Below are 23,597 nucleotides of genomic sequence, written 5' to 3' on the forward strand. Positions count from 1 at the left end.
GCTCCGGGGGCGGCTCAGGACGGAAGGACCGGGAAGTTGGCGCCGAAGACGTTCTCCGGGTCGTAGACGGCCTTGACCTCGCGCAGGCGCCGGAGCGTGTCCGGCGGGTAGACCCGGGCCAGCGCACCGGCGTGGTCATGGGTCTCGAAGCTCAGGTACAGACCGGTCGCGCCCAGCGCGTCCCACGCGGCGTCACCGGACCCGCCGGGCGCGCCGCGCAGCATCGCGGAGAGCGCGAAGTTCTGGTTGCGGTGGGCGTAGGCGGTGGCGTCGGCGGGCGTGTCGTTGACGGCGCCGCCGACCGAGCGGATCTGGAAGTAGCCGGTGTCGCCCTTCTCGAACATCCCCGCCACGGTGGCGGTGACCCGCTCGTCCAGGTGCTCGACCAGGGCCGAGCGCATCCGGTACCCGCCCTCGCCCCGGTGCGCGTTGCGGCCCGAGGTCACCACGCCCGCGTACGGCACCAGCTGCGCCTGCTGCTGGAGCACGGGCGCGATGCCGAGGAAGGGCTCCAGCGCGGCGACCGCGGCGTCCGTGTCGTCGTCGGCCCACATCGCGTACGTCTGGCCGATCATGCGTCCCCCTTGGCGTACGACGGTGAGGAACGGGGTCAGCTCGCGGGGACTCGCCTCGACCAGCTTGCCCCAGGAGCCGAGGAAGGCCGCCGGGTCGGAGGCGTCGTGGGCGAAGACGGCGAGGACCACGTCGCCGACCTCCGCGGCCTCGATGTCGAGCGAGGTGACGACGCCCATGTTGGCGCCGGCGCCCCGCACGGCCCAGAACAGATCGGGCTCGTGCTCGGCGTCCGCGACCACCGTCCGGCCGTCGGCGAGAACGATCTCGACGGCCCGCACATGATCGATGGTGAGCCCGTAGGACCGCGCGAGGAAACCGATGCCGCCGGCGGTCGCGAGACCGCCGACCCCCACGCCCCCGGAGTCCCCGGAGCTGATGGCCAGACCGTGCGGGGCGAGTTTCGCCGCGACCTCTCCCCAGCGCGCGCCCGCCCCGACCCGCACCAGACGGCGCTCCCGGTCCAGGAGCGTGACCTGGTCGAGCCCGCCCAGACCGACGACGATCCCGCCGTCGTTGGTGGAACGCGAGCTGATGCCGTGCCCGCCGCTGCGCACGGAGAGCGGGACGGACTGCGCCCGGGCGTAGCGGATCGCCTCGGCGACCTGGCCGGAGTCGGTGGGACGCAGGACGAGGCCCGGTGACCCGGGCCACAGGTAGGTGGAGCGCACGGAGCCGTAGAGACGGTCCCCGGGCTCGACGGCCCCCTCGGCGAGGGACTCCGGCACCGCCTCGTAGTCGATGCCCTCACGGCGCGCCGCCAGCGCGGCGGCCGGACGGACCCGGCCCCCGGTGGCGGTACCGGCGGCCCCGCGTTCGGCGGCGACCGCCTCCCGCAGGGCGGGCGCGACCTCCTGGCCGAACACGGAGAGGACGCGGGGGTCGTCGGAGCCGAGGATGAAGGTGCTGAAACCGTCGTCCAGGACGAACGGCAACAGTTCCTCCACCCACTGCTCCGGCGGGCCCTGGAGCTGCCCCGTGGAGGGGCCGAAGCCGCCCGTGATGTTGAGCAGCCGCCGGATCTCGCGGGGGTCGCGGCCGGTGCGCACGGCCTCCTCGTCGATGAGGGCGTTGCTCTCGGGCACCGTCGGCGAGCCGAGGTAGCTCAGGCTCGGCAGCCAGCCGTCGGCCTTGGCCCCGACCATGCGGAGGATGCGCGGCTTGTAGGCGCCCAGCCAGATCGGGATGCCATGGGCCGGGGCGGGACCGCGCTTGACCCCGTCCACCGAGTGGAACCGGCCCTGGACGCGCAGCGGTTTACGCTCGTCCGCGTCCCAGATGCCGCGGATGATGTCGATCGCCTCGCCGAGCGCCGTGATGCGCTCGCCGGGCGTCAGGGCGGGCACGCCCATGGCGCTGATGGCGTCCCAGAACGCGCCGGCGCCCAGTCCGAGGCTCACCCGCCCGCCGGAGAGCAGATCGAGGCTGGTGACGGTGCGGGCGAGGACGGCCGGGTTGCGCAGCGGTACGCCGGTGACATTGCTCGCGAGCCGGATGCGCCGGGTGTGCGCGCCGACCCAGCTCATCAGGGTCCAGGTGTCGAGCAGACCGGGGTTGTAGGGGTGGTCCTGGAAGGTGACGAGGTCGAGACCGGCCTCCTCGGAGAGCACGGCGAGATCCACCACGCCCTGTGGGTCGTGGTTGCCGGGAGTGATGAACGAGCCGAATTCCAGCTGGTGCCCGTAGTCGGCCATGATCTCTCCCCTTGAAGGTCGCTGCGCGTCCACCCAATATAGTTGAATGGTAAACGAGCTGACGCCTCGGCCTATGCCCGTCCGGCCCGGTGCGGGTACCGCGAGGCACCCGCACCGGGCCGTGCGCCATGGACCGGGGGAGTGGCCGGCGCTTCCCCGCCCGGTCGCCCCGGGCGGGGCCGCCCCCTCAGCCCGACGCGACGGCGGCGCGGACGGCGGGGACGACCTCCGCCGCGAACCGGCGCACGACATCCGTACCGGAGTGCCCGGACGCGTCCCTGACATGGGTGTTGAACCCGCCAGCGCCGTGTTCCAGCACCGCGCCGACGAGTTCCTCCGTCCACTGCCGCGCCGACCCGCCGGTCCACTTCCCGTCCGGGTCGCGCGGGGAGGCCGTGTCCCGGTCGGTGAGGACACCGCCGAAGTTGAAGTACGAGATCACCTCGGCCGGATCCCGCCCCGCCTCCCGTGCGGCGGCGTCGACGCGCGGCCGGGCGGCACGGTAGCTCTCCGACAGCCAGTCCGCGCCGAAACTGGGGATCCAGCCGTCGGTGAGCCGGCCCGTGATCGCGAGAGCGCGGGGGCCGTTCGCGCCGGTCCAGATCGGCGGCGTGGGCACCGGTGCGGGCACGATCCCGCTGACCCGGTAGAACTGTCCGTCGAAGTCGACGGGGGTCTTGCCGCCGCCGGTGAGCCTCCGGATCAGCAGAATCGCCTCCTCGAACGCGCTCACGGCGTCCCTGGGGCTCAGGGTTCCGCCCCCGAACGCGGAGATGCGCTTCCAGATGCCCCCGGAGCCGAGTCCGAGGACGAACCGGCCCTCGGAGAGGGCGGAGAGCGAGGCGACCGTCCGGGCGAGGACCGGCGCGGGACGCAGCGGCAGATTGGTGACGCCCACATAGCCGGAGATGCGCCGGGTGCGCCCCAGGGCGAAGCCGAGGGCGGAGTACGCCTCGTGGTGGTCGCCCGCGTAAGGGTGGTCCATCACGGAGAACAGGTCGTAGCCGGACTCCTCGGCGACCAGAAGCCGCTCGGTCAGTTCCGCCGGGTGCCCGATCGGGACATTGACGTCCAGTCCGAAGTACGGAGGTCGTTCGAGAGGCATGGTTTCCGCTCCTTGTCCGGTTCGCGTCTGCACGGACGGTCCCCGGCCCGCCCGGGGTCCGGGGACCGTCCGGGTGACCGACGGCCGTACCCGCTGGGTAGCTTCTCCCACTTCGCCTCCGGGCGCCCGCTGTGCGGTGCGGCCCGGACCGCCCCGGCCGGAGGCGGCGACGGGCCGCGTCCGACCCACCCTCCGGGGGCGCTGGATCGACGAACAGGCCGAGCCGGAGCGTGACGGCCACTGGGGCTGGGACGAAACCGACACCGCAGCCGCGCGCACACTCGCCGGCCAACCCGAAGGAGAGGACGCGTGAACATCGTCCACTGGTCGGAGTTCGACCGCGGCGGTCACTTCGCCGCGTGGGAAGAACCCGACCTGTTCACCGACGACATCCGCGTCTTCCTCCAGCCGTTCCGCTGACGATCTGTAGGAAGCCTTCGTCCAACGACGCCTCCCGCGGGCGACGACACACCCGAGAACACGGCCGCAGCGAGATCTTCTCCACAGTGGTCGATCTCCTGACGCCGATGTGGCGGAGTGACCGGTGACGTGCCCCGTAACTCACTCGGCAGCAAGGGCTTTCGTAGAGCAGCCGGATCAGAACGGTTCAAAGCTCGGCTCGACTGGACCGATCTCACCACACTCTGCCAGTTCGTTCAGGTCTTCCGGCTCCAGGAACTCCAAGGCATCCGGGTCGATTCCGTGGTGCGGGTCCACGTCGCGCAGGCGTTTGGCGACGGCGAGTACGAAGTCGGTGAACGATCCGTCGAAGACCTCGGGATCCGCCCCGTTGATGTTCGTGACGATCTTCCAGAGATCCGGGTCCGGGTCACACGGCCAGAAGAAGTGCTCGTCACCGGAATGGTCGTATCCCCAGGAGACGAGGCCGCCCGGAGCGGGGTGGAACCGGAAGGGGTACTCGTCCGGGTCACGTCGCCACGACCGGCCGAACGTTTCATGGATCTCTTGCATCCGATCCAGCAGCGGGCTGGACCCTCGGGGGTGGAAGACCACCAGCTCGCCGCAGATCGCGCCCGTGCCATAGGCGTCAAGGAACGCCTTGAAGTCGCCCGGCAGCGCCGAGCCGACATAGTCCTCGACCTCGGCCCAGTCGTCGGACGACGGCTCTCGGACCGGTGGCGGACCGAACAGTTGCACCAGGTCTTCCAGAACCGCCATACGCCCCACCTGCTCGATCGTCGCTTGTCGGCGGCAAACCTAGGCAGACACGGTTGCGAGGATCAAGGGGGGCGCGATCGGCAGCTACCTCCGCCGAGTCTTCGCACGACGCTGATCGTGGTCCCACACGGTCGCACCCAGGACCGACAACGCTCATCAACCATGACGTTCGTAGATGCCTGCGTCCGATGCGCACTCCTCCGGCCGAGCCGTCCCAGCGAGACCCCCTGATCGGGATCCGCGACAACCTGGTCCATCGGATCGCCGATGCCCGGTGTGTGAGCTGGCGCGGCGAGGTCGAGGGCCTGGACATCGGCCTGACCGGCCGTCCCCACCTCTCCCGTGGAGCGGCGATCCGTGTCCGGCCGACGGGCCGGAGCGCGGGGGAGGCGCGGCACGCCGCAGGAGCAGCGGACCGGACCGCGTGATGAGCCGGCTCGGCAGGGACACGGGACGGGGCTGACGCCTCTCGGTGCACCGCCGTGCGCGTCCGGGGAAGTCCCGGCATCCCGTGCCGGTCTCAGCAGCTTGTTGGAGCGCGCCAGAGCATTTTTGGATCATGCACTCTCCCCAGTGCTCCCACACGCCCGGGTGCGAGCCTCCTTCTCCCCGCTTGCCCACGGGAAGGCTGATCGCGCTGGACATTCATCTCACCCTCTTCAGGAGGCAGTCATGGTTGTTGCCCGTTCCCTGGTCGTCGCCGCTGTTGCCGCAGGACTCCTCACGGCCGCTTCTCCCGCCACGCTCGCCGCGCCGTCGGCGGCGGCCGTGAGCCGGTTCGACGACGGCAGTTTCGAGTACCCGACCGCGCCCGTGAACGCGTTCACGACTTTCTCCGGCGGGCAGTCGATCGGACCGTGGAAGGTCACCGCCGGGACCGTGGACCTCATCGGCGCCGGGTTCTGGCAGGCGGCCGAGGGGGACCAGTCCGTCGATCTCAACGGCGGCGGGTCTGGTGCCGTGGCGCAGACCTTCTCCACGGTCGCCGGGCGGACGTACACGGTCACCTACGCGCTGGCCGCGAACCCGGAAGGCGGCGCGGCGGTGAAGACCGGCAAGGTACTGGTCGACGGGCAGAGCTTCCAGGACTTCTCCTTCGATTCCACGGGGAAGACCCGCGCCGCCATGGGCTATGTGCAACGGCAGGTGACATTCGTGGCCAATGCACCGACGACCACCCTCGGGTTCGCCAGCACCCTGCCCGGCGCCTACGGACCAGTCATCGACGACGTCCGTGTCACCGCGGCCTCGCCATGCTCCTGCACCCCGTGACGGCCCGGCAGTTCTGACCTCCTCTGTCGCCCGCCCCGTCCCCCGCCCGCCGATGGCGTACGGGGGCGGGGCGGAAAGGACCACGGGCGACCGGGGCATCATCGTTCCCTCGCTGCCCCCGCACCTGCGCCCGCGAGCCCGCCGGCCTTCGGAAGCACCGGGTCACCGCCGTCCGGCTGTGACTGAGCGCTTCAGCTGGCCCATGAGCGATCGAGTTGGCCCGACGGAGCGTCCGAACTGGGCCTGCGGCGGCCGACCCCCCATAGGGTGACCGGATGCCAAACCGGCTTGAGGTCAGGGTGTTGCCGCCGGGGTCCCGGTGGGCTGCCCAGTTGTCGCTGTGGATCGACGGCGGGAATGTGGTGGGAAAGGCGGTCGGCCAGGGAGGCCGTGGCCCGTTCGCGGAAGAGGCGCTGCCCGCCAACGGCCACAGCCCGCTGTGGGCGACCGGAGAGGGGCGACGCGTGGTGTTGGGGGAGCCCGAGTGCCCGAGCGGACGCTGCGGCCACCTCACGGTGTTCGTGCAGCGGCACGGGGCCATCGTGGAGTGGTCCGACTGGCAGGTGCCCGGCGACGAAGCGCGTCCCCCGGCATTTCACTTCGACGCTGATCAGTACGACGCCGAAGTGGCCCGAGCTTCGGCAGATCGGTCGTGGCAGTCCGCGGAGTGATCATGCCGCACGGCTCTTACAGGATCGACTACTGAGCGCTGCGGTTGGCCAAGCGGGCCAACCGCAGCGCTCAGTCACACCGGCTCTGGGCTTGGCGCGACAAGCCCCTCCCGCGCGCGGCTCACCACGGAGGAGGCATGCTCCGGCGCACGGGCGAGGATGACCTTCTGCTGCGCCTCGCCGGCACCGGCATCCCGGGCGGCGGACAGTTCCCGAGAGGCCGCGCCCACCGCCGCCACACCTCACCGGGTACGCCGCCCGTTCCAGCGGGCCTGGCAGCCCTCGCGCCGTGAGCGCAGCGAGAGGGAGCGAACCGGCCGGTGCCGCGGACGGTCGCGTTCGTCGACGGCCCGCCGTCGCCCCTCCCCAGGGGACAAGGCGCTGTTTCATGCCTAGCCCACCTAACCGCTCATGCGTCATATTCCGCATAAAACGCTCACGAAAGGCATGCCATGAAGATCGCAGTCATCGGCGGTACCGGACTGATCGGGGCACAGGTCGTCAAGAACCTGAACGCCGCCGGGCACGAGGCCGTGCCGCACTCGCAGTCCACGGGCGTCGACGTCATCAGCGGCCGGGGACTGGACGAGGCGGTGGCGGGAGCCGACGTCGTCGTCAACCTGACGAACTCCCCGACCTTCGACGAAGCCTCCCCGGCCTTCTTCCAGACCTCGATGGACAACCTCCTGGCCGCGGCCCGCAAGGGCGGCGTCGGCCACGTCGTCATCCTCTCGATCGTCGGCACGGACCAGGTGCCGGAGCTGGACTACTACCGCGCCAAGGCGCTCCAGGAGAGCCTCCTCGCCGCCGGGACGATCCCTTACTCGATCGTCCGGGCGACGCAGTTCATGGAGTTCATGGACGCCGTCCTGTCCTGGACCGCCGACGGGGACACCGTCCGGCTGCCCGCCACGCCGATCCAGCCGATCGCCTCCAAGGACGTGGCCGCCGCGGTGGCGGAGGTCGCCGCGGGCACCCCGCTGAACGGCATCCGCAGCATCGCAGGCCCCGAGATCTTCACCCTGGACGAGCTGGGCCGGTTCACCCTGTCCCGCAAGGGCGACCACCGCACCGTCGTCACCGACCCGACCGCCGGCATGTTCGCCGCCGTCAAGGGCGGCGTCCTCACCGACAAGGACGCCCACCTTGCCGCCACTCGCTACGCCGACTGGCTCTCCTGACGTCACCCCTTCCTGCGTGCGCTCCTCTCAGCCCGGCAGTCTTTCGTCGTGCTCGCTGCTCGCTGCTCGCTGGGCGGCGGCCTGCGTTGGACTGGGATCCGGCCCCGATCTCCCGATTCCGGTCGGGCGGTCCTGGACAGCCACTGCCCCACAGAATGGAGACGGTTCACCGACGCGGCAGCGCGGCAGCCTGATCCTCAGCGGAAGGCCGACTGGCCCGTGAGCACCTCCCCCAGGACGAGGGTGTGCATCTCGACCGTGCCCTCGTAGGTGAACACGGACTCCAGGTTGTTCTGGTGGCGGACGACGGGGTACTCCGGCGAGATGCCGTTGGCCCCGAGGTTGGTGCGGGCGGTGCGGCAGATCTCGATGGCCTCGCGGACGTTGTCGACCTTGCCGATGGAGATCTGCTCAGGACGCAGCCGGCCCGCGTCCTTGCGGCGCCCGAGGTGGTGCGCGAGCAGGTAGCCCTTGACGTACTCCAGAGACATGTCGGCGAGCTGTGGTCACCGACAGGGGTGTCCGACGGTGGGCCGCCCGATGAAGCCCGACTCACAGTAGCCGTGAACCGCCCCATCGGCGGTCGGCGGTGCCAGGAGGGATGCCATCGGCGCCTTCGTTCCGTCAGCGGGCGACGAACCCGAGATGTGTGATGCTGGCAGCCACACTCGCCACCTTCACCTCCACGACGACCTCGCCCCTCGTCCATTTCGTCGTCGAGTCGTCAGGCGCACCCAGTGTCTCCAGGAAGGCCCCCGGCAGCCGCTCACGGTCCTTCGCCTCTGGGTAGAAGGCCACCAGGCACAGTCGGCCACGGTCGTTGAAGGCGTACTGGGTGGGCATCACGATCCCGCAGAACGATTCCGGTCCCCGGCCGGTGACCCACCACTCGCCGTTCTCCTGCTTGGCACCGGGGAACCGCGCCTGGAACTGCGAAACCGTGTCTCCCCACGCCAGGCCGTTCCAGCCTCTTTCGATCGCGCCGGGATGCGAGACGGTCGGCGGTTCGTCGACTGTTTCGCGCCGAAGGGTGGGGATGAGGCGCGAAAGGCCACGGCGCTGCTTCCTCGTCCCCGGCGCCTCGACCTCACTGATCCCGGCGCCATCGATCTCGACGTCACTGATCATGGCTGTGAGAGGTTGTGGCAGCCAGTCCTCGCCCGTGTCAGCTCTGGCGAACGTGTCCAGTATCTCGGCCACCGCCGGCCGAGCGGTCGGTTCTTTGGACAGACAGGCTGCCACCAGACCGCGTATCTCGTTGTCGACGAGCGACAGATCGGGAGTCTCCTGAACAACCCGGTACAGCACGGCGGCAGGATGCCCATCGCCGAACGGAACAGCGCCGGTTGAGGCGAAGGCCAGTACTGCTCCCAGCGAGAACACGTCGCTGGCGGGACTGATCTCGGTGTCACCGCGCGCCTGTTCCGGGGACATGTACGCGGGGGTTCCGGAAATGACGCCGGTGGCCGTCTGAGAAGTGGCCTCCAGTGCGCGGGCGATACCGAAATCGATGATCCGTGGCCCATCGGCGGCCAGGATGACGTTGCCCGGCTTCAGATCGCGGTGGACCAAGGCGCAGTCGTGGATGGCGATCAACCCCTCGGCCAGTCCCGCCGCCAGCACCCGCAGCGCCTTGGCCGGCAGCGCGCCGTGCTCGGCGACCGCCGTATGCAGCGAGGGCCCCGGCACGTAGGCACTGACGAGCCAGGGGCGTTCCGCGTACGGGTCGGCGTCGACGACCTGAGCGGTGAAGAACCCGCCCACTCGCCTGGCCGCTTGCACCTCGCGGGCGAAGCTCCGCCGGAACCCCGCGTCCGATCCGTACTCCGGGCGGATCAGCTTCACGGCTACGGGCCGACCACCTGCGGAGTATCCGAGGAAGACCTCACCCATGCCACCGGCGCCCAGTCGGCCCACCAGCCGGTAACCGCCCACTCGATCCGGGTCGCTCGGCTGTAGAGCTTTCATCGGGACTCCCCGTCATCGGCCAACATCCCCTGGAATGAATCTTTTCAGATGAGAATGATCCGTGCACGGAGTCGACGGCGATCTCGAGTGTCCGCCCGGACACGTCAGGACGCCTTTTCGGCACTCCCGGTGGCGGAGGAGTCTCGTTTCCCGCCAGTCAATGATCAACGAACCCGCGCACGACGGGAGATGAGGCGCTCAGGAAAGCCCTGGGGTCGGCCGTGGATTCGTGCCCGTACAAGGCTCGTGCCCGTACGAGGCGGCGAGACACCGGAGCGACGGGACTGAGGACGACGAGAGCCGCCCCACGGCCCTGGCGAGGCAGTGGGGCGGGGAGGCCGGTCGTTCCGGTCAGCAGACCCGGATGCCGTCTGCCTTGTCGTTGTTGGCGGCGCCGACGTACGAACTCGCCGACGGGGCTGTAGAGGTCCACAGCAGAGCCCAGGAGCTGCCCGTCCAGTTGTAGACCCAGGTTCGGGTACCGGTCGTCTGGTTGTTGTGCCAGGACGAGGTCTGGTCGTTGAAGCCCCAGTTGGCGAGGTTCTCGAAGGTGCAGTCCGACCAGGTCAGGCGTCGCCCGTCCCAGTTGGAGTGTTGGTACAGACACGTCCAGGTGTAGCTGCAGTTGGGCGTGCCGAGCGCTGCGGCGGGCTCGCCGACCGCCCTGGCCCGTTTCTCGCCCGGGAGCGGGATGGTCATGATGGCTTTGCCGCCGCGCCATGACATCTGATTGACACCGATCTGCTTCCCGCCGGGAGTGGCGGCGAGTTGTTCGTCGATCTGTTTCTGCAGGCCCGCGACATCGCTCTTGCTCAGCCCTGCCCGCTTGGCCTGGGAGGCGATGGTGGACTGGAGCGCGGTCGGCTCGGCTGAGGACGCCGAAGTCGGTCCGGCAAGGCCCAGGACTGCCATTGCTCCCGCGCTGACCGCGATGACGAACTTGCTTCTCGTGCGCATAGGAAACTCGGTCCCTTCTGATCACGAAAGTCTGGTGTCGTGCGGAGCGACGCGAACGCTAGGCGACGGGCGGGGCTCGGGCCAGGGCATTTTCCGGTCGTCCGGCGACTGGCTTGTTCGGCCTTCCAGGCGTGGCTCTGCGGCGGTCGTTCGACGGACCGTCGGCCCCAGCTCGAGGAGAGCTTCCTCGGAGCGTCAGGAGCCGGAACGAGGGGAGGGACAGAGGCGTCGTGCCCCGAACCGGCACTCCTGCCGGAGCGCTGGCCCGTGGTTTCGGTGCCATCCTCGGAAGAAAGGACGGAGGAGCGGGGACGGTACCCACAGCAGGCCCGGCGGCGGACTGTTCGCGTGCGGTGTTCTCGTGGCGGTCATCGGAGGAGTCGTACACAGCGGTACTACTCAACCGCGGCCCCCACACCATCACCGTCCTCGCCGTCGGCGGGACGACCGTCGAAACCGGTCGCCGAGACGTGCGCGGGCGGCGCGGAACTCCGACATCGTCGCCGCCCTTCGCCGCGACCCTGCCACCGGCCTGCTCGCGGCCGTGATCGAAGCCTTCCGGGCCGGCGTCCCCACCTGTGTGATCGCCGCTCGCCTGTGATCCCTGGGTTCATAGGGGGGTGACGGTGCGTCTGGCCCGGCCGGTTGTTCGTGGATTGTTGATAGCGGTGGAGGGGTGTTGGTGATGGTGTCCGGCATGTGAAAGGGCTGGTGCGGGTCTGTTCCGGTCAGCGACTTGCTGTGTCGTCAGGCTACGCCGGTTGTGTCGGTGTGTGCGGGTTTATGTCGTTGCCGGCGGTGCTCCGGTCCAGTACAGGGCGGTGTCGATGTCGCGGGCTGTCCAGCCGTCCGCGCGGGCTCCGCCGTGGTGGTGGAGGAGGTCGTCGAGGAGTTGGAGGTAGCGGCCGTAGCGTCCCGGGGCGGGGGAGAGGGTGAGGCCGAGGGTGTCGATGGCGTGCTGGACGCGTCGGTCGTAGACGGCCATCCGCTGGGGTGCTGCTGCGGTCAGGACGGCTGAGGCGAGGGCGTCGCCGGTGCGAAAACCGGGCAGTTCGGCGATGATGCCGCGTCCTGTGCGGGCGGCATCGCCGCGCGGCACCGTGGTGTCGCGGACTGCGGTGACGGCTCGTTCGGTAACGGCCCGCACGTGGGTGTCGGGCTGGGACATGAGGTCTGTCACCCAACGGGTTTGTGCGGAGAGCCGTTTCCAGACGACCAAGGCCGCGACGTCCGTCTTGCCGAGGCTGCCGGTGTGCTCGGTTCGCTGCGCGACTTCGTGGAGGACCTCGTCGTAGTGGGGTGAGACTCCGGCCAGGTAGCCGGCACGGGCGGGTATCAGGACGTCCCACACCTGGTCGCAGAGAGCAGCGAACTCTTCACCAGGTGCGGCTTCCGTGGCGTCTTCCATGCCGGCATTATGCCGTTCCGGCCGGTTGGCGGGTGCGGTTGTGCTGCTTGGCGAGGTGGTCGTGCTGGATGGCTTCGAGTGAGTTCTTGGTGACGCGTTCGGTGCCGTCGCAGATGGCGGTGATCGCGGCTTGGCGGATGAGGCGGGCGAGGGCTATCCAGGTGCGTCGCCGTCAACCACGACCTGTTGGCCCCTCAGAGCCTCCACCAACTGCGGCCGGTCGGCGATGTCCGGGTGGATCAACTCCACCTCCATGAGCCGCTTCTCATCCTTCTCCAGCAAGCTGCGCCTGCTCGACCAGGATCTGTACGTTGTCGGAACACCCGGTTTCGAGAGCTGCAACGTGACCACGGCGACCGTGAAGTGCGACATCAGGTAGTCCCGTAGCAGCACGCATCGTGCCGGGGTATCGGCAGAGTGCCAGTGGGGGTGGCTGTGGGCCGCCTCCCTGAGTATGAGAAGAGGACAGATGAATGACGGAATAGCATGGCTGGCCCTCGAGGACATCTCCTGGCCGGGGTACTGCGTCACCCTGGCCCGAGGCGTGGAGCCTGACGAACTGGTACGGCGTCTCGCACGCGATCAGGCCCCCGTGGAACTGGGTGACCACAGCGCCGAGGACCTGAGCGGCTTCCTGGCCCGGCGAGACTGGGACCGCGGCTGGGACGACAGCGTCGCCGTGCGCTACGGCACGGACGGGGACCTGTCCTTCGCCGTGGCATACGGGGACTGGCCCGGGAACATGGGGCCCGGCTACGCCGACGGCCTGTCCGTTCAAGACGATCACGTGTTCCAGCTCTACTACGAAACGCAGAATCCAAAACTGCCGCCGCCGGAGTTCGGCTACTTGCAAGACGGTGTCTATATGTGCGGCTTCCAGATGTACATGCACACCTGGTCGCACGAGATCACCGGTCTCCGCCCGGACCTGCTCAGTGACGCCGTCCAGGCCGCGGGCATCCCGACCGAGGACAATAGGGACACGGCTCACGTCAACTCCCTCGCCGTCGTGGAGAAGACGTTCCGCCTGTCCCTGCCTCGCGACCAGGTGCTGCACCAGGCCATACCCGCGGCCCTGGTCAAGGGCCAGACGCCGACGTGAAGAACAGAAGCTCCATCAGCGAGAATGGGCGTGGCCCCGAGCGCAGTGTCCCGCTCGGGACCGGACGGGAACGCAGCCACGGTTTCCAGAAAGTAGATCCGGCTGCCACGCCGGATACGCAACCTGCTCCGGTCCCCGTTCCGTCCAGCTGGTGCGAGGGCGGGCAGGCCGTCAGCACACCGCACCAGGGATACCGAGCTGGAGGGAGTGAGGTGGTCGACGACCGGTTCACAGCCTCCGCGCCGCAGTCTGCCCATCCGGGTCCAGGCTGTGCGCCGCTGCCAGCGGCATCGTGGTCACAGCTTGGTGCACACAGCTTGGTGCACACAGCGTCTACCGGGCTACGGCTCCTCAGGCTCTCTGTCCCGTACCGGCTCCCGCTGCCAGCGCAAGATCAGGGTGTCGAAGGCTCCTGAGCCGTGATACGTGGACGGTGTCGGAATCTCGTTCGTGGAGTACCTCGACCAGGCCGCTCTGGGGTCCCGCGCGGGACTGCGGCGGAGCGTGAGGGTGTCGGTTGAGTGGTGCTGTACGGGTATGGACGGGGCGTATGCCGGGTACGGGGGTATGACCACGTCGGGGTCGCCGCGCCGTTCTGTGCTGCCGTTCGTCACCGCTACCGTGACGCCGATGATGATCAGCGCGAGCCCCGGTGCGGTCGCCGGCTTGATGCCCTGGTCCATCAGCAGCCACGCGGCGAGCGCGGCCACGGGCGTCTCCAGCAAGAGGAGGACGCTCGTCGTTGTCGCCGAGGTCCTGCCGAGGACGAAGTTCAGCGATCCGAGCCCCAGGATCTGGGGAAGGATGAGTAGCCCGAGCAGCGACAGCTGGGTGGATCTGTCGAAACCCGTCATGGGGATGCCGGCCAGCCAGCAGACACCGAAGAGCTGTACACCGCAGACCAGTGACGTGAACGCCGAGTACAGGGGGGTGCTGACGTCCGCGCGGCACTTCTCGCTCAGGGCCGTGTACCCGGCCTGAGCGATCGCCCCGAGGATGGCGAGCAGATTGCCCATCAGTGCCGTACCGCCGGACTCGATGTCCAGGCCCGCTGCGGTGGCCGCCCCCACCACGGCGAGTGTGAGGCCCGCCTTGGCCCTGCGGGGCGTCCGAACTCCCTGGAGCGAGGCGATGAGGGCCTGCCAGACGGGCTGGGTGGCCACCAGTGCCGTGGCCATGGCGACCGAGGTCATCCGGGTGCTCGTCATGAAGGACGCGAAGTGGAGCGTGAGCGAGGTCGCCGCGAGGAAGCCGAACATCAGGGGCCGCCACTGTTCCCGGCGTAGGAGTCTGCGTTCGCCGCGCGTCACCCGTGCCACCTCGCGGCGGCGCAGCAGCAAGAGGAGCGGCCCGAGCACGGCGAAGCCCAGGCAGTTGCGCCAGAATGCCATGGCCAGGGGCGAGGCGGAGGCGTAGGCGGTGAGCGGGGCCGTCGCGGAGATGGAGACGATCGTGACTGCCATGGCCGCTGCGGAGAGCGGGTCGAACCTGGATCTCACGTACTCGTACCTTGTGTGTTCTGTGGGCGGTGGTCCCAACTTCAAGGGTTTGTACGGGAGTCCGGCAAGAGTTCAGAGGCCGGTCGGCCCTGCAGGACAGGAATCGTGCCCTAAAGATCCGTGGCGATTGGCCCCTGTGAACGGAGCGCTGCGGTGAGTGGGTCCCTTTCTCGTGGTGTGTGGGGTTGTGGGGGGTGTGTTGTGTGTTTAGTTGTTGGGTCTTTGTCGGGGTGGTTTCCAGTGGGTGCGGCTCCGGGTTGCTGTGGTGCCGAGGAGGGCGCATAGGGCGGTCGCGGCGGCGTAGATGACGGTGTATCGGTCTGCTGCGGCGAGTGTGCTGACTGCTAGTGTTCCTGCGGCGCTGCCGAGGAAGAGGGCTCCTGCGAAGAGTGAGATGACGAGGGAGCGGGCTGGTGGCAGTACTTCGGTGGCCCATGTCTGGAGCGTCGAGTGCATTGCTGCCCAGGCGATGCCGAGGAGCGCGGCGCCTGCGAGTGCCGCGCTGGGGGTGCGGGAGGCTGCTATCAGGGCGCAGGCCAGTGTGGCTGCGGCGGCGCCTAGTGCGATGAGGCGTGCGGGGTGGGTGCGGGCGGACAGTGCGCCGATTATCGGGGCGGCGAGGAGTACGGCGCCGCCGTATGCTGCTGTCACTGCGCCCGCTGTTGCGGGGCTGGCGCCTGCGGCTTCGATGGCGGGCGGGAGCAGTGTGAGCGCGCCGAGGAGTGCCGCGCCTTCGGTGAAGGCGAATGCGAGTATGAGCAGGGCCGGTCTGGAGCGTGCTATGGCGGCCCATGGTGCGAGGGCCGGCTGGTTGGACCGGAGGCGGGGCGGTTCGTCCATGCGGCGCAGGGCGATCACCAGCAACAGCGCCCCGGCCCCCGTCACCAGGAACGGAATACGCCACGAGGTGTACTGCGCCAGGACTCCCGCACACGCCGAGGCGAGCGCGGTGCCCACGGCCACACCGGTCATCAGCCCGGTGATCTCCCGTTGCCGCAGCCGTGCCGGGACGGTGTCCCCGAGGTAGATGAGAGCGGCCGGGATGGCGGCGCTGAAGCAGGCGCCGGCCAGACCGCGCGCCACACCCCACGACCACGCGGACGTGGCGAACGTACCGGCGACTGTGGTGACGGCGGCCAGGAACAGGGTGAGGCGCATCGTCCGCACCAGCCCGAGCCGGTCGGACACCAGCCCCCACACCGGCTGCATCAGACCGTAGGCCAGGAAGTAGACTCCGGCCGCGTTCACCACGGACACCAGCGAGGCGTCGAACGCCTTGGCGACGGCGAGCAGTATCGGCGGCATCGCGAACCGGTCGAAGGTACTGACGAAGGCGGTACCGCGCAGCAACAGCCGCGCCTGCCCGGTCGGCGGCGTCGGTCCGGTCATCCGGCGCCCGCCCGGCCGGTCGCCGCCCCCGTGGGGTCCGGCGTTTCCATGAGGTCCCGCGCGTCCCCGGAATCCCGCGCCCAGGCCGCCGCGCCGACGGCCGCCGTACCGCGCTCCCCGGTGACGGCGGGACGGCGGACGCGCCGCGGCTCCGGTTTCCGGTGTGCCCGTGCGCCGGGCGTCCGCGGCCCCCGGGCGCGCTCCGCAGGACGGAGCGCGCCGATGGGGCCGGCGGGGGCCGGACCGGAATGGCGGTTCATCCGGATCCACGCGACCGGGGAGCGCCCGCCGCGGTCCCACCGGGCGCCTCGTCGGCCGTCCCGGTGACCACTGTCGTGGTCCCTGCGCCGCCGAAGTACATCTGCGCGAGGTCGGCGTCGGCCAGCAACTCTCCGGTGGGGCGCTGCGCGACGACCCGGCCGCTCTCCATGACGATGCCGTCGGTGGCCATCCGCATCCCGAAGCGGACGTTCTGTTCCACGATCAGGATCGTCTTGCCGCTCTCCTGCAGCAGGGTCACCGAGTCATGGATGATCTTCAGCGCCTTGGGGTCGAGTCCGACGGAGGGCTCGTCGAGCAGCAGGAGCACCGGATCGAGCATCAGGGACCGGGCGAACTCCACCATCCGGCGCTGGCCGCCGGAGAGATTGCCCGCCTTGTCCCCGGCGCGCTCGGCGACGATCGGGAACAACTCGGCCACCTGCTGGTACCGCTTGCGGACCAGGGCGCGGTCCCGGCGGATGATGTAGCCGCCGAGGAGGACGTTCTCCCGTACGGACAGACCGGGGAAGAGGGCGTTGGCCTGGGGTACCTGGGAGATGCCGCTGCGGAGGATCTCCTCGGGGGCGCACTGGTCGATCCGCTTGTCCAGCAGGGTGACTTCGCCGAGCCGGGGGCTCAGCAACCCGCTGACCGTCCGCAGCACGGTTGACTTGCCGGCCCCGTTGGGCCCGACGATACAGGCGACGGATCCGCGCTCGACCACGATGTCGACGCCCTGGAGCACATCGCCGCCGCCGTATCCGGCCACCACGCCACTCAGTCGCAGCATCACCGCACTCCTTCCGGTTCGGGCTGGTAGTCGTCGCCGAGATACGCCTCCAGTACGGCCGGGTCGCGCTGGATCTCCTCCGGCGTCCCGGTCGCCATCGTCCTGCCGCGGGCGAGGACGTGGACGGGTTCGCACAGGCCCATGATGAAGGGCATGTTGTGTTCGACGATGAGGAAGGTCTTGCCGTAGGAGTTGAGTTCCCGGATCATCTCGCCGATCCGTTCGATCAGCACCGGGTTGATGCCGCCGGCCGGTTCGTCGAGCATGATCAGCTTCGGGTCGAGCATCAGGATCTGTGCCAGTTCGACCAGCTTCTGCTGGCCGTAGGAGAGCGCCGCGGCCGGCTGGTCCTTGAACGCGCGCATGCCCACGAACTCCAGCAGCTCCTCGGCTGCTCTGGCCTCGGGGCCGCTGACCGCGATACGGCCCAGGCCCTTGAGGGAGTGCGACCGCTGGGGGGCGACCACATTCTCCAGCACGGTCATGGCGGGGAACAGCCGGGTGATCTGGAAGGTGCGTCCCAGTCCGCGGTGGGCCCGTTCCCAGGAAGGCAGTCTCTCCACGCGGGCGCCGTCGAAGATGATCTCCCCGGCGTCGGGGTGGATGGTGTGGTCGATGAGGTTGAAGACGGTCGTCTTTCCGGAGCCGTTGGGGCCGATCAGGCCGGTGATGGAGCCCTCGGGGACGGCGAAGGAGCAGCCGTCCACCGCCTGGACTCCGCCGAAGTGCTTGACGAGGCCGCGTACTTCGAGCAGCGGACGGTCCGGCTCGGGCCGGATCCGGGGCTCGACGCGGCTGGTCAGCGAGGCGGGCAGGGTGCCGCTGGTGTCGATGCGCGCTCCGACCAGCCCGGCGGTGCCGGCGGTTTTGCGCCGGTTGAGGAGGGCCTGGAGGGAGGGGAGGATTCCCTGGGGCAGGAACATGACGACGAGGACGAGGAGTCCGCCGAAGAGGAGGAGGCGGCTGTTGCCTCCGCCGAGGTCGTTGTTGGCGATTTCGTTGAGGGGTTCGATGATGAAGGCGCCGAGGACGGGGCCCCAGAGGGTGCCTTTGCCGCCGATCAGCAGGGAGAGGACGATCTGGACGCTGATGAGGATGTTGAACATGCCCAGCGGGTCGATGAAGGTGAGGTAGTAGCCGTACACGGCGCCGGCCATGCCGACCAGGACGCTGCTGGCGGCGAAGGCGAGGACTTTCTGGACGGGCAGGTTGATCCCGATGGTGGCGGCGCGGGTCTCGTCTTCGCGGATGGCGATGAGGCCCATGCCGAGTTTGGTGCGCCGGATCCACCAGGTCATCAGCAGTTGCAGGGCCAGGATCGCCACCAGCGCGTAGTAGAACGGCCAGTTGACCAGGTCCGGGTCCCAGTCGGGCAGCGGGAGGGTGAGTCCGGCGGTGCTGTTGGTCAGCCCGTCCCAGTTGATCGCGATCACCTGGACCAGGGACAGGAACGCGACCGTGATGATGACGAACGACGGGCCTCGGGAGCGCAGGGAGACCAGGCCGAGGAGTACGGCGACGGCCGCGGAGACCACGCCTGCGACGGGCACCCACAGCCAGGGCGTCACGGAGTCGACCTTGGTCGCCAGCACCCCGATCGTATAGCCGCCGAGTCCGATGAACGCGCCCTGGCCCAGGGAGACATACCCGGCGAACCCGGTGATGAGATTGAGCCCGCTCGCTCCGACCGCGAAGACGAGGGACAGGATGATCATGTTCTGGTAGTAGGCGTCGTCGGACAGGACGGGGAACAGCACCAGGGCCAGGCCCGCGATCACGGGCAGCAGGCGCGCGGTCCACACGGCGGACGCGGCCGGGGGAGCGGGGGTGGTGGTCATGCGGTGCTCACATCCTGGCGGAGGCGGGATCCGAGGATTCCCTGGGGCCTGAAGAGGAGTACGGCGAAGACGACGGCGTAGGGCACGGCGGTGGCCCAGGAGGTGGAGACATAGGACGCGGTGAAGGTCTCCGCGAGTCCGAACAGGACCGCGCCGATCATCGCGCCGTTCAGACTGCCCATCCCGCCCAGCACCACGATGGCCAGCAGCCGGGCGATCCACGCGTAGTGGGACCCGGCCACGAAGGGATACAGCACACCGGTGATCGCGCCGCCCGCGCCCGCGGCGGCGATGCCCAGCGCGAAGACCAGCGCGGCCACCGACGCCACCTTGATCCCGACCAGCTCGGCGCCCGCGGGATTGGTCGCGGCTGCCCGGATCGCCCGGCCGAGCCAGGTCTTGGTGAGGACGAGGCCGAGGGCGGTGAGGACGGCCACCGCGACGAGTCCCCCGTACACCTGTGCCTTGGGAAGGAAGACGGAGCCGATGGCGAACGACTCATCGGCGTAGGACGGCCTGATCGCCATGGAGTTGTTGCCCCACACCATGCCCATGACGGCCTCGATGACCAGGGCCAGTCCGAAGGTGAGCAGGACGGTGGAGGCCATGGGCGCGTTCCGGATGGGCCGGACCGCGACGTTGTAGGTGAGCCATCCGATGGCGAAGATCACCGGTGTGGTGATGAGGATGCCCAGCAGCGGGTCGATGCCGAATTCCTTCCAGACCGTATAGGTCAGGAAGGCGGCGAGGACGAGGAAGGCGCCGTGGGCGATGTTGATGACCCGCATGACCCCGAAGATCAGGGTGAGGCCGCTGGCCGTGAGGGCGTAGACGCCGCCGAGGAGTGTGCCCAGGGCCAGAGTCTGGAGGAGTTCCGTCATCGGCCCGCACCCTTCGGACGCCAGCCCTCGACGATACGGTCGCTGGTGGCGGCCTCCTGGGGCAGGATGATCTCGGTCTTCCCGTTCTGCCACTGGCCGACGAGGAATTCGCCCTTGGGGCTGCCGTCGGCGTTCCAGGACAGTTCGCCCAGGACCGTCTCCACGGAGTTCTTCCGCAGCCACTCGGCCAGCTTGTCCTGGTCGTCGATGCTGCCCACCGCCTTGACGGCGGCTTCCAGGACCTGGCCGGCGGCAAAGGCGTCGGCGGCGTCCTCGGTCGGCTCCGCGTTGAACATGTCGCGGTACTCGGCGACGAACTCCTTGTTGCCCGGGGTCTTCGCGGAGGGGACGTGGCTGATCGCGTACATGATGCCCTCGGTGTTGGCCGCCCCGATGCCGTCGGCGTACTGCTTGCCCATCGAGGGCGCCGTGGTCTGGTAGAACCACTTCAGCGACATGTTCGCCTTGCCCATCGAGCGCACCAGGCCGATGCCGTCCTCGAAGATGGCGCCCTGCACCACGAGATCGGGCTTGGCGGCCTTCATCCGGGTGACGATGGTGTCGAAATTCTTGGTATCGGGCGCGTAGGTGGTCGAGTAGACCGTCTTGATCCCCGCTTTTTCGAGGATCTTCCGGATGCCCTCGACGTTCGGCTTGGCGAAGGGGTCGTCCAGCATCGGATACGCCGCTGTCGCGGGCCGTTTGTCCGCGGGCAGTTTCGCGAGCCACTCGGCGAATGCGATGCCCTGCCTGTCCGCCGTTCCCTGCTGGCTGTAGAACAAGTACTTGAATTTGCGGTTGAACATCTCGGGCGATCCGCCGGCGGGCTCGACGAAGAGCATCTTGTTCCGTTCGGCGACGGCCGACGCGGGCAGATTCAGCAGCGAGGAGAAGCTGCCCAGCAGCAGATCGACCTTGTCGCGGCTGACCAGGGCGTTGTAGTCGGAGACCACGGTGTTCTGGTTGGAGGCGTCGTCTTTGACGACGAGTTCCACCTCGCGTCCCAGCAGGCCGCCGCCCTCGTTCACCATCGACTGCCAGACCTCGTAACCTCGCTTGGCCTCGGTGCCCGGCTGGGAGAACTGGCCGGTCAGCGGCAGGGATGTGCCCACCCGGGCCTTGCCGTCGGCGGCGGCGTCACCACCACCACCGCCACAGGCGGTGGCCGTCACCAGCGTCACGGCGGCGGCGAGAACAGCCGCTCTGCCTCGGGTCATACGTGGGTTCCGCCTCATCGGGCCTCCCGGATCACGATCGTGTGCGTCGGCGCCGGCACGGATGGCGCGCCGGCACGGCGGGGACAGGGGTGGGAAAGGTGGGAAAGCGTGGGGGCTGGGGGACAAGCGCGGGGAGCGCGCGTGGGGTCCGGTGCGTTGCCGGGCCGTGTGGGCGCGCCGCCGCGTCCGGTCCGTACGGCGGTACGGGGCCGGTCCGTTCTGTCCGGAGCCGGCGTGCGGTGTTCACGGCGGGCGGCGGGCGCTCGGGGTCTGCCGGTGCCCGCGCGGATGCGGCGGTGGCCGTCGGCGGGGCGGTGACCGGTCTGGGCGGACCGGCGGTGCGCGGTGGTGCGTAGGGGGCGGGGGCGGGTGGTGCGGGGCGGGGCTTACGGTCTGTCAGCCGGACGGGGTCCGGCGGGCTTCCCGCAGGCGGTCGCCGGTGTCCGGGGTGTGCTCGCCGCTGTGCGCCGGCCTGCCCCCGCTAGTGCGGTGACCGGAGACGTTCACCGGCCCGCGGCGCCCTGCACGGCACTTCTCCCCCCGGGGCCCTGCGGGCGCGGGGCTGCCCCCGTGCGGTGTTGCCGGGCCGCGCGAGTGAGGCGGGTACGGGCTGCGGGCCTCCGCCTCGCGCCGCACCGGACGCCGCGGGCCCACGGCAGACCTTTCCGGCTGCAGCGCCCGAGGGCCGGGCTTCCGAACGCCGGCGTGCGGGTGCACCCGTCCGCCCGGTACCCGGGATCCTCCTTCTCCGGCTGGAAGCCGGCGGGATCCGCCCCCGTCGTCCGGTCCTGTCCGGTTTCGGTGAGGACGGGCACCCGGTTCCGGAGCGGCACCGGCGGCCTCGGGGAGCCGGCCCGGGGCCCGGTGGCCCGGGACGCCGGACCGGGCCGGGCCGCGGCGGGTGCGGGCGCGCGGGCGGCGCGCCGTCGCCCCGGCGGCCGGGGGCGGAGAAGTCCCCGGCGGAGAAGTCCCCGGCGGAGGAGTTTCTGACGTTCTCCTGGTGCGCGCCGGACTGAGGCGGGGGCGGGAAGTCCTGCGGCGGCATGTCACGACCTCCGTTGCGCGTGCCGGGTGCTGGGGTGACGGTCCGGGTGCCGGTGGTGCGGTGCGGTGATCCGCGGCGGGCCGCGGTGAGCCGGGAGGGGCCGGCGGGCGCGCCGGGCGTGCCCTGCGGGAAACCGGAGCCGGCAGGAACGTACGCGGCTCTGATGCAGACCTCATCGGTGATCCCTCCACTAGGGAGCGGTGCGTGCGGTGAACCTAGCCGTTGTATCCACTCGGTGCAATACCTTCGGCGAATCCCGGAAGAATGGGGCCGGTTGAGCTTCGGATCGGATACAACTCGGGGCTCTTGATGCCCGAACGGTTCCCCTTCCATGCCTGCGGAAGGGGGGCGTCCCACGCAGTGAGACCGCTCGATGGGGTCACGGGGGCGGGGCCGTGCCCCCTGGTGGGACGGCGTCGTCCCCGGCGGATGCGTTCCGGGCGCGGCGGGATACGGTGCCGCCTGCCGGACGGCCGCCCTTGGGGGGGGGCGGTGGCGGGGCGGGCGGAAAAAAGGGGGAGGGTGGTGGCCGCCGGGGCGGTGGCGGGGCGGGCGGAGAAGGGGGCTGGGGAACCGCGGACGCTGCGCGATCGGGTCCGCAGCCGGCCGGTCGGCCGCCGGTCCGTTCCGGGCGGCAGGGTCACGGAAGCCTGTTCACGTGAACTAACACGGCCCGGAACAACCGGATGTGATAGGACGTCAGATCTGTTGGGCGGCTGCGCGGCGGTCTTGCCCGATCCCGGCGCGGCACGTGAACTGGAGACAGGGGGTGCGGCCCCTGCTGGCACTGCGGAACATGGCCGTCCACGACGTGCTCTTCCTCCACCACCGCAGCGAGTTCTTCGCCGAGTACGCAAGGCGCTTCAGCTCCCGCTACGAACGCGACGCGGTGGCCGACCCGCTGCTGCGGAACACCTACCGGGAGGCGCTCGCGCGGCATACGCCGAGCGCGTCCGGCACCGCATCCCGCCCGACGAACGGAGACATGGAATGAGGCAGTTCGACCAGCGCTTCGAGGACTACATGCGCGGCCACACCAGCGAGGCGAGCCGCTGGATGCACGTGGCGGGGATGGTCACGGCGGTGGGCGCCGCGGGCCTGGCCGGACGGCGTCGCCGCCCCAAGCTGCTGTGGGCCGTTCCCGGCGCGTTCTTCGGCTTCGCCTGGAGCGGCCACTTCATTTTCGAGAGGAACCTGCCCGTCGGCTTCACCGACCCCGGCGCGGCGTTCTCCGGCGACCTGAAGATGATCTTCATGATGCTGAGCGGGCGCAACGCCGAGCTGAAGGAACTGGTCGAGCGGCTGCAACGGCCCTCGTCGCCCGAAGCCACGGCGGCATGACAGGCAGCCCTGTGCAGCGGACCAGGGGCCGGACAGCGGATCGGGGGCGCGACAGCGGATCGGGGGCGGGCCTGTCGGAGTTCCCGGTCCTGCGGGCTCACCGGGGGACCTGCCCGGCGAGCCCGGTCCGGTCATGAGGACCGGAGGGAGAACCCGGGGTGCGGCAGGAGCGGGAGCCGGAGGACCCGGCCGGGGTCTGGACGCTGCTGGAGGAGGACCGGGAGCG

General features: G+C 69.8%; 20 protein-coding genes and 1 pseudogene. 8 read left to right on the top strand and 13 right to left on the bottom strand.

Annotated features, from left to right (window positions below; genetic code table 11):
• Positions 1–14: 14 nt before the first annotated feature.
• From ACWEFL_RS31580 to ACWEFL_RS31590, 3 genes are all read right to left on the bottom strand, one after another.
• Complete coding sequence (locus ACWEFL_RS31580) at positions 15–2,267, bottom strand: LLM class flavin-dependent oxidoreductase (protein WP_451719238.1); 2,253 nt, start codon at positions 2,265–2,267, stop codon at positions 15–17.
• Positions 2,268–2,454: 187 nt separating this feature from the next.
• Positions 2,455–3,372 (bottom strand): LLM class flavin-dependent oxidoreductase, encoded by a 918-nt coding sequence (locus ACWEFL_RS31585; RefSeq protein WP_451719240.1) that lies wholly within the window; start codon positions 3,370–3,372, stop codon positions 2,455–2,457.
• Between the two features lie 597 nt (positions 3,373–3,969).
• Positions 3,970–4,551 carry a hypothetical protein gene (locus ACWEFL_RS31590; RefSeq protein ID WP_451719243.1) on the bottom strand — a complete coding sequence of 194 codons (582 nt, stop codon included), beginning with the start codon at positions 4,549–4,551 and terminating at the stop codon, positions 3,970–3,972.
• A 188-nt stretch (positions 4,552–4,739) separates the two neighbouring features.
• On the opposite strand from ACWEFL_RS31590, the gene ACWEFL_RS31595 reads away from it, so the two are divergent.
• The 4 genes from ACWEFL_RS31595 (at position 4,740) to ACWEFL_RS31610 (ending at position 7,675) form a co-directional block, all read left to right on the top strand.
• Complete coding sequence (locus ACWEFL_RS31595; protein WP_451719245.1) at positions 4,740–4,979, top strand: hypothetical protein; 240 nt, start codon at positions 4,740–4,742, stop codon at positions 4,977–4,979.
• A 244-nt stretch (positions 4,980–5,223) separates the two neighbouring features.
• Complete coding sequence (locus tag ACWEFL_RS31600; protein ID WP_451719248.1) at positions 5,224–5,823, top strand: choice-of-anchor C family protein; 600 nt, start codon at positions 5,224–5,226, stop codon at positions 5,821–5,823.
• Between the two features lie 275 nt (positions 5,824–6,098).
• Positions 6,099–6,494 carry a hypothetical protein gene (locus tag ACWEFL_RS31605; RefSeq protein ID WP_451719251.1) on the top strand — a complete coding sequence of 132 codons (396 nt, stop codon included), beginning with the start codon at positions 6,099–6,101 and terminating at the stop codon, positions 6,492–6,494.
• A 452-nt stretch (positions 6,495–6,946) separates the two neighbouring features.
• Entirely contained in the window at positions 6,947–7,675 is a 729-nt protein-coding gene (locus ACWEFL_RS31610; RefSeq protein WP_451719254.1) for an SDR family oxidoreductase, read from the top strand.
• Positions 7,676–7,872: 197 nt separating this feature from the next.
• Here ACWEFL_RS31610 and ACWEFL_RS31615 read toward each other — a convergent pair.
• From ACWEFL_RS31615 to ACWEFL_RS31630, 4 genes and pseudogenes are all read right to left on the bottom strand, one after another.
• A pseudogene (locus tag ACWEFL_RS31615) lies at positions 7,873–8,178 on the bottom strand (acyl-CoA dehydrogenase family protein); the annotation flags it as partial.
• Between the two features lie 121 nt (positions 8,179–8,299).
• Positions 8,300–9,643 carry a serine/threonine-protein kinase gene (locus tag ACWEFL_RS31620; protein WP_451719257.1) on the bottom strand — a complete coding sequence of 448 codons (1,344 nt, stop codon included), beginning with the start codon at positions 9,641–9,643 and terminating at the stop codon, positions 8,300–8,302.
• A gap of 351 nt (positions 9,644–9,994) precedes the next feature.
• Positions 9,995–10,600, bottom strand: a complete 606-nt coding sequence (locus ACWEFL_RS31625; RefSeq protein ID WP_451719260.1) for a peptidase inhibitor family I36 protein — start codon at positions 10,598–10,600, stop codon at positions 9,995–9,997.
• Positions 10,601–11,381: 781 nt separating this feature from the next.
• Positions 11,382–12,008 carry a hypothetical protein gene (locus tag ACWEFL_RS31630; RefSeq protein ID WP_451719262.1) on the bottom strand — a complete coding sequence of 209 codons (627 nt, stop codon included), beginning with the start codon at positions 12,006–12,008 and terminating at the stop codon, positions 11,382–11,384.
• 253 nt (positions 12,009–12,261) lie between these two features.
• Between ACWEFL_RS31630 and ACWEFL_RS31635 the strand changes: the two genes are divergently transcribed.
• Positions 12,262–12,387 (top strand): hypothetical protein, encoded by a 126-nt coding sequence (locus ACWEFL_RS31635; RefSeq protein WP_451719265.1) that lies wholly within the window; start codon positions 12,262–12,264, stop codon positions 12,385–12,387.
• Between the two features lie 90 nt (positions 12,388–12,477).
• Positions 12,478–13,110, top strand: a complete 633-nt coding sequence (locus tag ACWEFL_RS31640; protein WP_451719268.1) for a DUF6461 domain-containing protein — start codon at positions 12,478–12,480, stop codon at positions 13,108–13,110.
• 341 nt (positions 13,111–13,451) lie between these two features.
• Here ACWEFL_RS31640 and ACWEFL_RS31645 read toward each other — a convergent pair whose 3' ends face one another.
• The 6 genes from ACWEFL_RS31645 to ACWEFL_RS31670 form a co-directional block, all read right to left on the bottom strand.
• Positions 13,452–14,609: a DMT family transporter gene (locus ACWEFL_RS31645; protein WP_451719271.1), complete on the bottom strand. Its 1,158-nt coding sequence runs from the start codon at positions 14,607–14,609 to the stop codon at positions 13,452–13,454.
• Positions 14,610–14,816: 207 nt separating this feature from the next.
• Positions 14,817–15,998, bottom strand: coding sequence for an MFS transporter (locus ACWEFL_RS31650; RefSeq protein WP_451719274.1), 1,182 nt, complete (start codon positions 15,996–15,998; stop codon positions 14,817–14,819).
• Between the two features lie 256 nt (positions 15,999–16,254).
• Complete coding sequence (locus tag ACWEFL_RS31655) at positions 16,255–17,049, bottom strand: ABC transporter ATP-binding protein (protein WP_451719277.1); 795 nt, start codon at positions 17,047–17,049, stop codon at positions 16,255–16,257.
• Positions 17,049–18,887, bottom strand: coding sequence for a branched-chain amino acid ABC transporter ATP-binding protein/permease (locus tag ACWEFL_RS31660; protein ID WP_451719280.1), 1,839 nt, complete (start codon positions 18,885–18,887; stop codon positions 17,049–17,051). The genes ACWEFL_RS31655 and ACWEFL_RS31660 overlap by 1 nt, the downstream gene beginning before the upstream one ends.
• Positions 18,884–19,768 carry a branched-chain amino acid ABC transporter permease gene (locus ACWEFL_RS31665; RefSeq protein ID WP_451719282.1) on the bottom strand — a complete coding sequence of 295 codons (885 nt, stop codon included), beginning with the start codon at positions 19,766–19,768 and terminating at the stop codon, positions 18,884–18,886. The genes ACWEFL_RS31660 and ACWEFL_RS31665 overlap by 4 nt, the downstream gene beginning before the upstream one ends.
• Complete coding sequence (locus ACWEFL_RS31670) at positions 19,765–20,985, bottom strand: amino acid ABC transporter substrate-binding protein (protein ID WP_451719285.1); 1,221 nt, start codon at positions 20,983–20,985, stop codon at positions 19,765–19,767. The genes ACWEFL_RS31665 and ACWEFL_RS31670 overlap by 4 nt, the downstream gene beginning before the upstream one ends.
• A gap of 1,796 nt (positions 20,986–22,781) precedes the next feature.
• Here ACWEFL_RS31670 and ACWEFL_RS31675 point away from each other — a divergent pair.
• Together ACWEFL_RS31675 and ACWEFL_RS31680 are read left to right on the top strand one after the other, a co-directional pair.
• Positions 22,782–23,024 (top strand): DUF6875 domain-containing protein, encoded by a 243-nt coding sequence (locus ACWEFL_RS31675; protein ID WP_451719288.1) that lies wholly within the window; start codon positions 22,782–22,784, stop codon positions 23,022–23,024.
• Positions 23,021–23,371 carry an Mpo1-like protein gene (locus tag ACWEFL_RS31680; RefSeq protein WP_451719291.1) on the top strand — a complete coding sequence of 117 codons (351 nt, stop codon included), beginning with the start codon at positions 23,021–23,023 and terminating at the stop codon, positions 23,369–23,371. The genes ACWEFL_RS31675 and ACWEFL_RS31680 overlap by 4 nt, the downstream gene beginning before the upstream one ends.
• Positions 23,372–23,597 lie beyond the last annotated feature (226 nt).

The organism is Streptomyces sp. NPDC004838 (assembly GCF_053600955.1).

Bases quoted from the DNA above. Each gene is read 5' to 3' on its own strand.
- ACWEFL_RS31580 (WP_451719238.1), bottom strand. From the start codon at position 2,267: ATGGCCGACTACGGGCACCAGCTGGAATTCGGCTCGTTCATCACTCCC.
- ACWEFL_RS31585 (WP_451719240.1), bottom strand. From the start codon at position 3,372: ATGCCTCTCGAACGACCTCCGTACTTCGGACTGGACGTCAATGTCCCG.
- ACWEFL_RS31590 (WP_451719243.1), bottom strand. From the start codon at position 4,551: ATGGCGGTTCTGGAAGACCTGGTGCAACTGTTCGGTCCGCCACCGGTC.
- ACWEFL_RS31595 (WP_451719245.1), top strand. From the start codon at position 4,740: ATGCGCACTCCTCCGGCCGAGCCGTCCCAGCGAGACCCCCTGATCGGG.
- ACWEFL_RS31600 (WP_451719248.1), top strand. From the start codon at position 5,224: ATGGTTGTTGCCCGTTCCCTGGTCGTCGCCGCTGTTGCCGCAGGACTC.
- ACWEFL_RS31605 (WP_451719251.1), top strand. From the start codon at position 6,099: ATGCCAAACCGGCTTGAGGTCAGGGTGTTGCCGCCGGGGTCCCGGTGG.
- ACWEFL_RS31610 (WP_451719254.1), top strand. From the start codon at position 6,947: ATGAAGATCGCAGTCATCGGCGGTACCGGACTGATCGGGGCACAGGTC.
- ACWEFL_RS31620 (WP_451719257.1), bottom strand. From the start codon at position 9,643: ATGAAAGCTCTACAGCCGAGCGACCCGGATCGAGTGGGCGGTTACCGG.
- ACWEFL_RS31625 (WP_451719260.1), bottom strand. From the start codon at position 10,600: ATGCGCACGAGAAGCAAGTTCGTCATCGCGGTCAGCGCGGGAGCAATG.
- ACWEFL_RS31630 (WP_451719262.1), bottom strand. From the start codon at position 12,008: ATGGAAGACGCCACGGAAGCCGCACCTGGTGAAGAGTTCGCTGCTCTC.
- ACWEFL_RS31635 (WP_451719265.1), top strand. From the start codon at position 12,262: ATGAGCCGCTTCTCATCCTTCTCCAGCAAGCTGCGCCTGCTCGACCAG.
- ACWEFL_RS31640 (WP_451719268.1), top strand. From the start codon at position 12,478: ATGAATGACGGAATAGCATGGCTGGCCCTCGAGGACATCTCCTGGCCG.
- ACWEFL_RS31650 (WP_451719274.1), bottom strand. From the start codon at position 15,998: ATGACCGGACCGACGCCGCCGACCGGGCAGGCGCGGCTGTTGCTGCGC.
- ACWEFL_RS31655 (WP_451719277.1), bottom strand. From the start codon at position 17,049: ATGCTGCGACTGAGTGGCGTGGTGGCCGGATACGGCGGCGGCGATGTG.
- ACWEFL_RS31660 (WP_451719280.1), bottom strand. From the start codon at position 18,887: ATGACCACCACCCCCGCTCCCCCGGCCGCGTCCGCCGTGTGGACCGCG.
- ACWEFL_RS31665 (WP_451719282.1), bottom strand. From the start codon at position 19,768: ATGACGGAACTCCTCCAGACTCTGGCCCTGGGCACACTCCTCGGCGGC.
- ACWEFL_RS31670 (WP_451719285.1), bottom strand. From the start codon at position 20,985: ATGACCCGAGGCAGAGCGGCTGTTCTCGCCGCCGCCGTGACGCTGGTG.
- ACWEFL_RS31680 (WP_451719291.1), top strand. From the start codon at position 23,021: ATGAGGCAGTTCGACCAGCGCTTCGAGGACTACATGCGCGGCCACACC.